This is a genomic window from Collinsella sp. OM07-12 (assembly GCF_003438275.1).
In the GTDB taxonomy this organism is placed as follows: domain Bacteria; phylum Actinomycetota; class Coriobacteriia; order Coriobacteriales; family Coriobacteriaceae; genus Collinsella.
The window spans coordinates 135,297-148,053 of record NZ_QSTQ01000002.1; the positions used below are offsets into that span (position 1 = coordinate 135,297).

A 12,757-nucleotide genomic window follows, 5' to 3' on the forward strand; every position below is an offset into this window, starting at 1 on the left:
CGGTCTCGCCGGCGAGGCTTACGTACGTCGCTGTCATGATCGGGATACCAGTATTGAGAGTTTGGACAGATATCTCGAATTTGTATCAAATGGTAAAGCAAGGAGTTAGCGTGACTTGGTCAGCCAAAACGAATCTATCTAGCTGCCCGGATACAACCAGTATTTATTCTTGTGCATCCAATGCGAAATGCTTGCCTTCTGTAGCTATTGTCATAGTCGATTATAACGGGGTTGCGGAGACAACTTGCTGCTTGGCAAGCGTTAATGCTATCGATTATGGCAATTATGATGTCTATCTCGTAGATAATGGCGGAAATTGTAGCACCAAGTTGCAAGCCGTTGCATCTACTTATGCTCGTGTCCACTATCTACGATCGAATGAAAACCTTGGTTTTTCTGGCGGAAACAATTTTGCTCTGAAAAAGCTAGACGCTGATTACGACTTCGTTTTGTTATTGAATAACGATACTGTCGTGACTCCAGATTTTTTGTCTAGACTAATTGAAAGTGCCGATGATAGAGCTTTGGTCGGTTCTAAGATTTATTACTGGTCAGACAAAAATCTAATCTGGTATGCAGGTGGTGGTTCGTCCAGAACCATCTGTAGATCTTGGCACAATGGTTTTAGAAAGTTAGAAGAAAATTATGACGACAAAGGGTCTCGAGAGGTCGGATTTATTAGCGGATGCTGCATGCTTATTCCGTCTAAAGCCCTTATTGATATTGGCTTTCTAGACGAGAGCTACTTTCTTTACTTGGAAGACACTGACTACTGTTTTCGGGCTATGGATGCAGGTTATAGGCTTAGATATAACTCTGACTCGGTTATTTATCATTGTGTTAGTGCATCTACTGGTGATGCATCTGCCCTTATGAATTATTACAAGATTAGAAACCGTCAATACTTTATTGACCGGTATTCGACGAATAAGCCTCTATCGAAATTTCTTGCCTATTGCGAAATCGCAGCTGGTCTTTTGATCGGCAAATACAAGAGCAACTCCGTCAAGAAGGCATTGCATGATTATCGCATGGGAATTACTGGGAAGGTGCAAGAGGGTTGAGGAGTGGTTTTCTGAACATTAATTTACCTCTCATCAACATTTATTTTAAAAATGAAGGAGATTTTAAATGACGAAGGGCATCATCCTCGCCGGCGGGTCCGGCACCCGCCTGTACCCGCTCACGCTCGTGACCTCCAAGCAGCTGCTGCCGGTCTACGACAAGCCCATGATCTACTACCCGCTGTCCACCCTCATGCTGGCGGGCATCCGGGACATCCTGGTCATCTCCACGCCGACCGACCTGCCCAACTTCGAGCGCCTGCTCGGGAACGGCTCGCGCTACGGCGTGAACCTGTCCTACGCCGAGCAGCCGAGCCCCGACGGCCTGGCCCAGGCGTTCACCATCGGCGAGGAGTTCATCGCCGGCGAGCCGTGCGCGCTGGTGCTCGGCGACAACATCTTCTATGGCAACGGCCTGTCGCGCCACCTGACGCGCGCCGTGCAGAACGCCGAGTCGGGCCGCGCCACGGTCTTCGGCTACCACGTGGACGACCCCGAGCGCTTCGGCGTCGTGGAGTTCGACGGCGAGGGCTGGGCCGTCTCCATCGAGGAGAAGCCCGCCCAGCCCAAGAGCTCCTACGCCGTCACCGGCCTGTACTTCTACCCGGGCGACGTCGCCGCCAAGGCGCACAGGGTCCAGCCCTCCGCGCGCGGCGAGCTGGAGATCACCACGCTCAACCAGATGTACCTGGAGGAGGGGACGCTGTCGGTCGTCACCCTCGGCCGCGGGTACGCGTGGCTCGACACCGGCACCATGGAGAGCCTGCACGAGGCCGCGGAGTTCGTCCGCGCCGTGGAGCACTCACAGGACCTTCCCGTGTCCGTGCCCGAGGAGATCGCCTGGGAGAACGGCTGGATCACCACCGCCGAGCTCGAGGAGGCAGCGAAGGCCTACGGCAAGTCGGTCTACGGGCGGCACCTGAAGAAGGTCGCCGCCGGCGAGATCGTCAACAGCCCGCGCGAGTACTAGGAGGAACCCCTCATGTCTGAGATCTTCGAACCCAAGAACATCATCGTCACGGGCGGCTGCGGCTTCATCGGCAGCAACTTCGTCCACTACGTCGTGGGCAACCACCCCGAAGTGCACGTGACCGTCCTGGACAAGCTGACCTATGCCGGCAACCCCGAGAACATCGCGGGCCTGCCCGAGGATAGGGTCGAGCTCGTCGTCGGCGACATCTGCGATGCTGAGCTCCTCGATAAGATTGTCCCGGGCCACGACGCCATCGTGCACTACGCCGCCGAGTCCCACAACGACAACTCCATCGCCGACCCGGAGCCGTTCCTGCGCACCAACGTCGAGGGCACCTTCCGCCTTCTGGAGGCCGTCCGCAAGTACGGCATCCGCTACCACCACGTCTCCACCGACGAGGTCTACGGCGACCTGGCGCTCGACGACCCCGCCAAGTTCACCGAGGAGACGCCGTACCGCCCGAGCTCCCCGTACAGCTCCACCAAGGCGTCCTCCGACATGCTGGTCCGCGCCTGGACCCGCACCTACGGCCTGCGCACCACGATCTCCAACTGCTCCAACAACTACGGCCCCTACCAGCACGTGGAGAAGTTCATCCCCAGGCAGATCACCAACATCGTCGACGGCGTCCGCCCCAAGCTCTACGGGAAGGGCGAGAACGTGCGCGACTGGATCCACACCGAGGACCACTCCTCTGCCGTCTGGGACATCCTCACCAAGGGCCGCACGGGGGAGACCTACCTCATCGGCGCCGACGGCGAGAGGGACAACATCACCGTGCTTCGCATGATCCTGGAGGCGATGGGGCGCGACCCCGAGGACTTCGACTGGGTCGCCGACCGCCCCGGCCACGACCGCCGCTACGCCATCGACAGCACGAAGCTCCAGCGCGAGCTGGGCTGGAGGCCGGCGCACACCGACTTCGCCGAGGGGCTCAGGGCAACCATCGACTGGTACGTGGCCAACGAGTCCTGGTGGCGCCCGGCCAAGGAGGCCACCGAGGCCAGGTACAGGGCCCAGGGCCAGTAGGAGGGGATAGATCTATGGCAGACATCGCATTCGAGAAGGACCTCTCCGTGGCGGAGACCGGCATCGAGGGCCTCAAGGTCGTCGACCTCGCCGTCCACGGCGACTCGCGCGGCTGGTTCAAGGAGAACTGGCAGCGCGCCAAGATGACCGCCCTGGGCATCCCCGACCTCCGCGTCGTCCAGAACAACATCTCCTACAACGACAGCCGCGGCGTCACCCGCGGCATCCACGCCGAGCCCTGGGACAAGTTCATCTCCGTGGCCCGCGGCAGCGTCTTCGGCGCCTGGGTGGACCTGCGCGAGGGCAGCGAGACCTACGGCAAGGTGTTCACCTGCACGCTCGACCCGTCCAAGGCCATCTACGTCCCGCGCGGCGTGGGCAACTCCTTCCAGGCGCTCGAGGACGGCACCGCCTACACCTACCTGGTGGACGCCCACTGGTCGCTGGAGCTCAAGAGGACCTACACCTTCGTGAACCTCGCCGACCCCGAGCTCGCCATCGAGTGGCCGATCCCCCTCGACCAGGCCACCGTCTCCGAGGCCGACCTCAACCACCCGATGCTGAGGGACGTCGTCCCCATGGCTCCCAGGCGCACCCTCGTCACCGGCTGCGACGGCCAGCTGGGCCGCGCGGTGCGCGCGCTCGCCGGGGAGCGCGGCGTGGCGAAGGACTTCGACTTCTGCGACATCGACACCTTCGACATGTCCGACCCGGAGGCCTATTCGCAGTACGACTGGTCGCTCTACGGCACCGTCATCAACTGCGGCGCCTACACCGCGGTCGACAGGGCCGAGACCCCCGAGGGCCGCGTCGTCGCCTGGAAGGCCAACGCCACCGGGCCGGCGCTTCTGGCCCGCACCTGCGCCGGGCACGGCATCACCCTCGTGCACGTGTCCTCCGACTACGTCTTCGACGGCACCGCCGAGGTGCATGACGAGGACGAGCCCCTCAGCCCGCTTTCCGTCTACGGCCAGACCAAGGCCGCCGGCGACATCGCCGTGGCGGGGTGCCCGCGCCACTACATCATGCGCTCCAGCTGGGTCATCGGCGAGGGACGCAACTTCGTCAAGACCATGAAGGGGCTGTCGGACCGCGTCGCCGACCCCGAGGACAAGCTCACCCAGGTCACGGTTGTCGACGACCAGCTGGGCCGCCTGACCTTCACGCGCGACATGGCCGCGGCCATCTTCCACGTGCTGGACGCGAGGGCGCCCTACGGCACCTACGACTGCACCGGCTCCGGCGCCGTCAAGAGCTGGGCCGACATCGCCCGCGCCGTCTTCGAGGCCGCCAACGGCAACGGCGAGAAGGTCGTGCCGGTGAGCACCGCCGACTACTACGCCGGCGCCGAGGGCCCCATCGCCCCGCGCCCGGTCCACTCCGCGCTCGACCTGTCCAAGCTCGAATCCGCCGGCTTCCACATGCCCGACTGGGAGGAAGAGCTGGGCGAATATCTTCAGGAGTTTATTGAGCAAACCTCGGAGGTTTAATTTGACTGAACCCCTTATCGACATACTTATGGCCACCTACAATGGTGAGCGCTTCATTGCGGAACAGATAGAATCCATCCGGCGACAGACTTACAAGAACTGGTGCCTGTTAGTCTCAGACGACTGCTCCACCGACGGCACTCTTGATGTTGTGCGCCGTTATGCGGCTGAGGATGGGCGCATTCGAATAGTCTCCGAGGGTGTTAAGCACGGAGGGGCTAAGGAGAATTTTTTCTCACTCATGACCTTTTCAGATTCTCCTTACTGCATGTTTTGTGACCAGGATGATGTTTGGTTACCGGATAAAATTAAGGATTGCCTGGAAGCTATGAGCTGCTTGGAAATGAGACATGCTGGTGGCGTTCCTTTGCTAGTGTTTTGTGACATGAAAGTTGTCGACAGCAACCTCAACATAATCCACGCTTCTTTTGAGGATGCCTGTAATTATGATACGCGCAGAGTTGCTTTTAAATATCTGCTTGCTCAGAACGTTGCGGCTGGTTGTTCCATATTGCTTAATAGAGCAGCAATCGTCACTAATCTGGTTATTGATGACTGCTCATCAATCGAGATGCATGATTGGTGGATGATTCTTATTGTGTCCGCTTTCGGGTCAATCGGATACGTCGATACAGCGCTATCACTTTATCGACAACACGACAACAATGAGCTGGGCGCCGGCGAATACGCTCCGATTAAAAGGGCTAAAGATACGACCTTTATGCTCGAGCGTTTTAGGGCAACCATTGATCAAGCTGTGGCTTTTCGAGAGATTTTCGGAGATGAAATCAGCCCTGAAGACAAACGCTGCTTGGATTTCTATATTTCAGCCGGAAACACGAGATCCCTTTTGTGCGCGCTTATCTATCTATTCAGGAGTGGCTGTTGGAAAAAGGGCGCGCGTAAACTAGGTCAGCTTATAGTTGTTGCGAAGAGTGCTAAGCAGAAAAAGAAAACGAGCGGGGGCATTTAACACATTGAGCATATATTACTTTATCGCCGCTGTAACTTCTGTTTTGTCGATGATCGCCGTAAATTTAAATCGAGGCAAGGGTATGCCCCGCCTGATGCTTCTTATGGGAGTCGCGTTTATTTTCTCCTTTTTTGCAGGTGCTCGCGGCTATACCGTAGGTACCGATACCGGAGGTTATGGTATCGAGGCTTATTATGCTGCTAGAACTAGCTCATTTAATCATTTTTTCTTCTTTAGTCAATTTGCACCGTGGGCGCCTTTAGCCAAGGCCATAATGTGGCTCGCATCGCAAATCGGCTCAACGCCATTTTGGTATTTTTTTACAATTGAATTGATAACAGTTATTCCGGTCATTCTTTCTGTCTGTATTTCTTGCAAAGAGAACATGCCGATTGCTATGGTTGTTTTTGCGCTTGTGTTCTACCCGATGACCTTTAATGCCATGCGACAGATGATGGCAATGGGGTTTCTTTTGCTTGGCTGGGCTCTAATGTCTCGAAAAAAAACGATATTTTGGTTTTTCTTAATGGGTATCATTGCGTGTTCATTCCATAGTTCTTCGGTGTTTGCCTTTTTAATTTATCCGATCTGCGAATTGGCAAATTGCAGGAGTTTTTCTCTTGGAATAAAATTATGCTTTATGGTGATAGCTATGGTTGTCTTGCTTTTGCTTGCTCAGCCTATGATGAACCTTCTAGCTTCTTTTGGGTTTTATTCAGATTATCTCTCTGGATCAAAGCTGACAGAAGGATCAAGCCTGAGAACCATTATTGAATTTATTGCCATTTATGTAACGCTTGGGTTTGCCGCCTCAGTGTTTATGTCTCGTGGTGGGGAAGAGTCTGACTCGATTGAGCTGATGCAGCTTGCTCTTCTCGTATTGTTTGGCGTGCTTGCTTTTGCGCTTTCCATAATATCTCTTTGGCTCTATAGGTTTGGATTGTTTTTCATCTATTTTACAATCCTGCTTCTTCCAAAAATTGTGAGCTGTATCTACGGAAAGGCGGAACGTTGGGCCAATGTCATTGCCATCGTTATTGTCTGTGCCGCGTTTTCTTATGACTATTATTTTGTCTGTTTGAATAATGAAGTGGTCCCTTATGTTTTCGCAAATCGAATCTTCTAGATGCGAGCGAATTTTGTCGATACCCAAACATTTCGTTGAATTCTTTGTTCTATTTTCGATGGATTAGTTAGCTTTTTAGTTATGGGAGGATTATGAGCTCTGACCCCTTTTTTTCAATTTGCATCCCGACCTTCAATGCGTGCGGTTACGTTTTGGACTGCTTGGCAAGTGTCGTGTCGCAGACGTTCGAGGATTGGGAGTTAATTGTTTGTGATGATTGCTCTACGGATTTGACTCTGGATGTCGTAAAACGCTTTGTGGTGAGTGAGCCCGCGCTTGCAGGACGGTTTACGCTTATAAGGATGGATGAAAACTCAGGTCCTTTTTTGGCGAGAAGGCGCGCATTCGCGCAGGCACAAGGCAGGTATGTCATATGCCTTGATTCTGATGACGAGCTCAATAGCAAAACGTCGCTTTATGAAATTCATGAAGCGATTTGTCGAAGTTCCTGTGACGTTTTATTGTTTAATATGACGGATCAAAAAAATGAAGAACATTTTCTAGTTGATTACTCATGCTTAGATGCGAATGGTGTAGGCCCTGTTTCGAAAGAGAAAGTCATTGCGGCTTTTTCGTCGGGTTATCAGCTAAACAATCTTGCTTCAAAGGCTATACGTCGTCAATGTCTCGGCATTGGCGACTGTCAGTTTTCTAAAGGTTTACGCATGTGCGAAGACAGGCTTGAGATGGTTGGCGTCCTTGGGTCTGCTGAGAAGTTTTATCTTTATGACAAAGCTTTATATTATTATCGGTCCAACTGCATTTCGACGACACATGGCTTTTTTTCTTTTGAATATTGTAAGCAACAAGCGCTTGTAGAAAACGTTGTTTCGGTTTTTCTGGATAGCATGGAAAAGCGACAAGACTTGTTGAAAACGCTCAACCGAAACAGTCTATTGGTTATCTCTCACGACATGAGAAGGCTTGCTGCGGGGCGAACCATTCGCTGTTTGGCTAAAGAAATGGAAAGATTGTCTTCTCTTCCCTGGTTTGAGGCTTGCCTTTCCCGGCCTTGCCTTGAAGGGACTAGGGTCGATATTCGTCTGCGAATCAAACTGCTTGAAAGAGATTACTATTTCTTGGCTGCTTGCGTTTGCAAACTACTTGATGCGCTTGAGTGATTTTTCAATCTGGTTGATTTCCGATCTCAGCCGAACACATTGAGCTGATGCCTCGCTCCCGCAGTTAGATATCGGGCTCCCACATTCATCCGCGCATGGGCGGATGAATGTGGGAGGTGTTCGGATAAATTTAATAATCAAGGCAATTTAAAATAGTTAACACCTGTACATAATGTCATCAAGAGATAACTTCAGGTAATTAAATGTTGGCACATAGTCTAACTAATTAATTATGGAGGCAAAATTCATGAAGCATTCCATTGGAGTAGTGACTCTTTCCGGTCTCTTTAACTATGGCAATCGACTCCAAGCTTATGCATCGACCGCCATCTACCGTAAGCTTGGTTTCAATTGCTCGCTGCTTGAGATTGAAGACCGTCCGAACTTCATCCGCGATTCTAAAGCTTTCGTTAAAAAATTACTAGGTCGTAAAGTCGAAGATCCTGAAGAGGGGATGTCTTTTGCTCGTCGGTCGGCTTTTGTTCGGTTTAACGATAACATCGTCATTGAAACCGTTAAAGACACTGCCGATCTCGCCTCTCGCTTTTCCTGCTTTTCTGTTGGTTCTGATCAGACTTGGAACCCACTCTATTTTGCCTATATGGAGGATTGGTTTTTCCTCACCTTTGCTCGACCCGAGCAGCGCATTGCCCTTGCTCCGAGCATCGGCCTTGATACGCTCGAGCCCAAACAGGCACGCCGAATCTCCAAGGGCGTTTACGGGTTTCATAGTCTTTCCGTAAGAGAGAAACGCGGCGCCGAGCTTATCAAAAAATGTTCTGGCAGAGACGCGGTGGTCGTTTGTGATCCTACGCTCGCTCTGCCTGCTGAGGAGTGGCGAGCTGTTGCTAATAATTCTCTCACACCCAGGGAACCTTACGTTTTCACGTATCTGTTGGGCGGCGCAGGTTTTGAAGCAACTAACATTTTGAAAAAAGTCACTAATGGCGGACGTATTCCCGTTGTCTCGCTATCTGACCGCCAGAAGCCTGGTGAGCCAGATGCCGGACCGGCCGAGTTCATCTCGCTTATTGACCACGCATCGCACGTGGTTACGGATTCGTTTCATGCTGCCGTCTTCAGCTCCATTCTCCAGACACCGCTTACCATCGTGCATCGCGAGGGTGGAGCGAGTATGTTTAGCCGCCTTGAGCAGTTGTCTCAGATGCTCGGTATCGAGGAGAAGATCTACGGTTCACCGAGTTACGATCTTTCTCTCGCGGGCAACTACGATGGGGTGCCTGAGGCTATCAATCGCGAACGAGATAAGTTTATGAACTACCTCGAAGGCTGTCTTGATGAGCAGCTTCCCAACTGGCGGGAGGGCGCTTGTGGTTAGTCAGCGCAAGGCGGGGGCCGTTCTCGGGTATCTGAATATTATTGTAAAAAACCTGGTTAACTTGATATACACGCCTATGCTCCTTGCTTTTGTGGGCCAGGCTGACTATGGCGTCTATCAAACTTCGAATTCATTCGTATTTTCTCTCACCCTGCTCACTTTCGGATTCTCTGAGGCTTACATTCGTTTTTATACGCAGGAAAAGGCAAAAGGCGATGAATCCGCCATTCGTAGACTCAATGGTATGTACCTCGTTCTATATATCGTGGTCTGCACTGTGGCGCTTTCGCTTGGTCTTCTCTTTTCGGCAAATGTAGGAGCGTTCTTTTCTGGTAGTTTCACATCAAATCAGGTGGGGCTTGCTGGCGAACTCATGATCATCATGACGGTGAACGTTACGGCCACTTTGTTCTCCACAGTATTCGATGCATATATTCTTGCTCATGAGCAGTTCAAGTTCCAGCAGTCGCGGCAGATGTTTACTTCGCTTGCGACCCCCGGCGTTGCGTTCGTTCTGCTTAATTTGGGACTGGGTGCTGTAGGCGTTGCGGTCGCGCAACTTGCGGTTACCCTAACGTTGCTGGCTCTAAATTGCCGCTTTGCTATTGGTAAGCTCGGTATGAGGTTTGATGTCTCCCACTTTGATGGAACTCTCTTTAGGGCAATTGCGGCTTTTAGCGCATGGATTTTTGGTAATCAGATTTGTGAGTTAGTTAATCAAAGCGTTCCTAATATGATCCTCGGTGCGCTTACAAGTGCTATTACCGTCTCTGTGTTCGCGATTTCGCTTCAGGTGCGCAGCATCTTTGTCTCGCTATCTACCGTAATGTCTAACGTCTTCGTGCCGAAGATCAACCGCATCGTGGCTGAGAGCGATGACAACAGCGAACTCACCCTTCTTATGACTCGCGTGGGGCGCTACCAGATGTTTCTATTCTGCTGGGTGTACTGCGGATTCGTCCTTCTTGGGCGCTTCTTCATCGCAAAGTGGGCGGGCGAGGGCTTCATGGACGCGTACTGGCTCATCTGCGCCATGGCGCTGCCGCTGGGCATCCCCCTGTGTCAGAACACAGGAATCGAGATTCAACGCGCCAAGAACAAGCACAAGGCTCGCTCCGTCGTTTATCTCTGCATGGCAGGCATCAACGTTGTGTTCACTTGGGCTATGTCACCCGTTCTGGGTTTCTGGGCTCCGGCCATTGCCTACATTCTGAGCATTTCGTTGGGCAACGGCCTCTTTATGAACTGGTATTACCAGAAGAGGATTGGGCTCGATATGGTTTTCTACTGGCGCCGTAACCTGCCCGTGCTGCTGGTCTCCGCCTGTGTCCTCGCAGCATGCCTGCTGGGATCAGCCTTCATGCCCGTCACTGGATGGGCGTTGTTCCTCTGTTGGGGTGCCGTCTACACCGTCCTGTTCATGGCTGCCATGTGGGCGTTCGTTCTCGATGCCGACGAGAAGAAGATGCTTGCTGCTCGGCTGCCGTTCCTTCGTTAGGAGTTCGCTGTGTCTTATGACGAGATGAAGATATCCAAGCTCGGCGATGCCTGTTGCGGCTGTGGCGCATGCGCCGCAAAGTGCCCCAAGTCGTGCATCTCCATGCAGGAGGATAAGTTCGGCTTCCTAAGTCCCGTTATCGATGCAGGCGCCTGCGTGGGGTGCCATGCGTGCGAGTCTGTGTGTCCTGCGCTTATCGCTAGCAAAGGCGATGAAGCTCTCGAGATTCGCTGGGCCAAGGGCAGGTCCATTGAGCTGCTGGAGGCTTCCTCCAGTGGCGGCATCTTCGGCCTTCTGGCCGAAAGTGTAATTGCGGACGGAGGTGTCGTCTGCGGAGCCGCCTGGGCCGACGGTTGTCGCCGCGTCGAGCATGTGCTGGTCGAGGATGCTGCCTCTCTAGATCGCGTCATGCGATCCAAATACGTCCAGAGCCGCGTTGGCAGGGAGGTCTACGCGGGGGTTCGCGATGCAATCCGCTCGGGTCGCCGAGTGCTCTTCGCCGGTACAGCGTGCCAGGTCGCGGGTCTCAAGCGCTATCTGGGAAAGACGGGGGAGAGCGGCCTGCTCCTGACTCTCGACGTTATCTGCCACGGCGTCCCGGCGCCGCGCCTATGGTCGGAGTGGATTGACTACAAGAATGCGTTCCACTGTTCGAACGTCTGCGACGTTAATATGCGGAGTAAGACAGCCGGATGGCTGTCTTACTCCGCTATGTACGAGTACATAGCGGAGAAAGACCCGTCTTCTTCTTGCGAGTCCACCATTTTCAGTCAGGACTGGTTCATGAAGGCGTTTTTGGCCAATGCGTCGCTGAGGCCCTCGTGCTTCGTGTGTCCGGCCAAGAGGGGCTGCGGCTCCGATATCACCCTGGGTGACTTCTGGGGATTCCAGGGCATCCATCCCGAGGTTGATTATTCTAAGGGCATTTCCGCTGTGATCTGCAACACCGAGAAAGGCGTTGCTGCCTTTGAGACAGTCGCGGATTTGGTTGATTGCGGCGATGCGACCATCGAACAGGTTCTCGGCGGCAACCCCAGCTTGGTCAAATCGGTTGCCCCGTATGAGAGGCGCGAGGAGTTTATGGGAGATCTTGCTTCTGGAATGGGTATCGAGGGGTTAATGTCCAAGTATGACTTTAGGCCCTCTCTCGGACAGAGGCTCCACAATAAGCTTGCTTTAATTAAGTGCCATTTAGCTAAGCCTATAAAAGCTCTATTGAGGTAATTATATTCAGCGTTTCCTGCATGTTGGTCCGAGTTGGTGGGCTAAACGTGGAGATGGTATGGGTGAAACGGCTGCTTTTAACATCATTGACTTGTCTATTCGTGATTAAAGTATTTGATGCATTGGGTTCGAGTTTTCGAATTATTTATGAGGGTTCCTTGATTATCCATATAGATGACAAAGATTTGTCAAACATTCTGCTCAGAAGATCTGCCGATCTAGGAGATTTTAAGGCTTGGGATGCTATCGGCTTGGTTCTCGGCGGATTTGTTGACTCTGTATCTATATTTTTCTCCGATGTTAGCGGGTGCATTAAAGGGGCTGTCGGGGTAATTGGTTTAGTTTTAATTCTGCGCGGATTATTCCTTTTATATAAGTCAGTGTTCCATCCTTATTCCGTGGATGATTTAAATAGAAAGATTCTTCAGGCTAAGCGTATTGAAATTAATAGCTCTCTTATTGCTCTGGTTGATGGGAACTATGAGTTTGGGACTAGGTTTCTTTTATACCATGATGATGGCTGGGATTGCGATTTTCTACCTAATCATAGAGGGGATGCTATTGGGGCAGGAGAATATGGAAGACAGGCGCTATCAGCTTCCTTATATAGAGGCTTTAGTATAACCATCAACCCTGCGGACATTTCTTTTGTTACCGAGTGCGATTCTAATAAACGGTCGACAGACATGATGGCGAACTTCGCTTTTATCACTATCGTTTATACACGGCTGTCCTCTATAATTTATCTCCAAATTGGAGAGAGTCTAGTTTCATTTCTCACAATAATCGACGTTGTCGGTGGATGACCATAGACGAAATGAGCAGTGATAGGCGTATAAGTGAAATTAATAGTGATGTCATTGCGTTGCTTAAAAATAATCTGACAGTCTAGGAAACGGGTGATGGATTCGCTATGTCGA

General features: G+C 52.5%; 11 protein-coding genes. All 11 read left to right on the plus strand.

Annotated features, from left to right (window positions below):
• Nucleotides 1–110 precede the first annotated feature (110 nt).
• The 11 genes from DXB98_RS01355 (at nt 111) to DXB98_RS10070 (ending at nt 12,643) form a co-directional block, all read left to right on the plus strand.
• A complete protein-coding gene (locus DXB98_RS01355; RefSeq protein ID WP_158553113.1) occupies nt 111–1,064 on the plus strand; it encodes a glycosyltransferase family 2 protein in 954 nt (317 codons plus the stop codon).
• Nucleotides 1,065–1,131: 67 nt separating this feature from the next.
• Complete coding sequence (gene rfbA / locus DXB98_RS01360; RefSeq protein ID WP_117742873.1) at nt 1,132–2,034, plus strand: glucose-1-phosphate thymidylyltransferase RfbA; 903 nt, start codon at nt 1,132–1,134, stop codon at nt 2,032–2,034.
• 12 nt (nt 2,035–2,046) lie between these two features.
• Complete coding sequence (rfbB, locus tag DXB98_RS01365) at nt 2,047–3,066, plus strand: dTDP-glucose 4,6-dehydratase (RefSeq protein WP_117742874.1); 1,020 nt, start codon at nt 2,047–2,049, stop codon at nt 3,064–3,066.
• A 14-nt stretch (nt 3,067–3,080) separates the two neighbouring features.
• Nucleotides 3,081–4,556, plus strand: coding sequence for a sugar nucleotide-binding protein (locus DXB98_RS01370; protein WP_117742875.1), 1,476 nt, complete (start codon nt 3,081–3,083; stop codon nt 4,554–4,556).
• A gap of 28 nt (nt 4,557–4,584) precedes the next feature.
• Nucleotides 4,585–5,529 carry a glycosyltransferase family 2 protein gene (locus DXB98_RS01375; RefSeq protein WP_147330284.1) on the plus strand — a complete coding sequence of 315 codons (945 nt, stop codon included), beginning with the start codon at nt 4,585–4,587 and terminating at the stop codon, nt 5,527–5,529.
• A gap of 82 nt (nt 5,530–5,611) precedes the next feature.
• Nucleotides 5,612–6,655, plus strand: coding sequence for an EpsG family protein (locus tag DXB98_RS01380; protein WP_158553114.1), 1,044 nt, complete (start codon nt 5,612–5,614; stop codon nt 6,653–6,655).
• Nucleotides 6,656–6,747: 92 nt separating this feature from the next.
• Nucleotides 6,748–7,776 (plus strand): glycosyltransferase family 2 protein, encoded by a 1,029-nt coding sequence (locus DXB98_RS01385; protein WP_117742878.1) that lies wholly within the window; start codon nt 6,748–6,750, stop codon nt 7,774–7,776.
• A 247-nt stretch (nt 7,777–8,023) separates the two neighbouring features.
• Nucleotides 8,024–9,115: a polysaccharide pyruvyl transferase family protein gene (locus tag DXB98_RS01390; protein ID WP_158553115.1), complete on the plus strand. Its 1,092-nt coding sequence runs from the start codon at nt 8,024–8,026 to the stop codon at nt 9,113–9,115.
• Nucleotides 9,108–10,613 carry a lipopolysaccharide biosynthesis protein gene (locus DXB98_RS01395; RefSeq protein WP_158553116.1) on the plus strand — a complete coding sequence of 502 codons (1,506 nt, stop codon included), beginning with the start codon at nt 9,108–9,110 and terminating at the stop codon, nt 10,611–10,613. The genes DXB98_RS01390 and DXB98_RS01395 overlap by 8 nt, the downstream gene beginning before the upstream one ends.
• A 9-nt stretch (nt 10,614–10,622) precedes the next feature.
• The gene (locus DXB98_RS01400; protein ID WP_117742881.1) at nt 10,623–11,837 is read left to right on the plus strand and encodes a Coenzyme F420 hydrogenase/dehydrogenase, beta subunit C-terminal domain; all 1,215 of its coding nucleotides are present in this window, start codon (nt 10,623–10,625) and stop codon (nt 11,835–11,837) included.
• 47 nt (nt 11,838–11,884) lie between these two features.
• A complete protein-coding gene (locus DXB98_RS10070) occupies nt 11,885–12,643 on the plus strand; it encodes a hypothetical protein (RefSeq protein WP_158553117.1) in 759 nt (252 codons plus the stop codon).
• Nucleotides 12,644–12,757 lie beyond the last annotated feature (114 nt).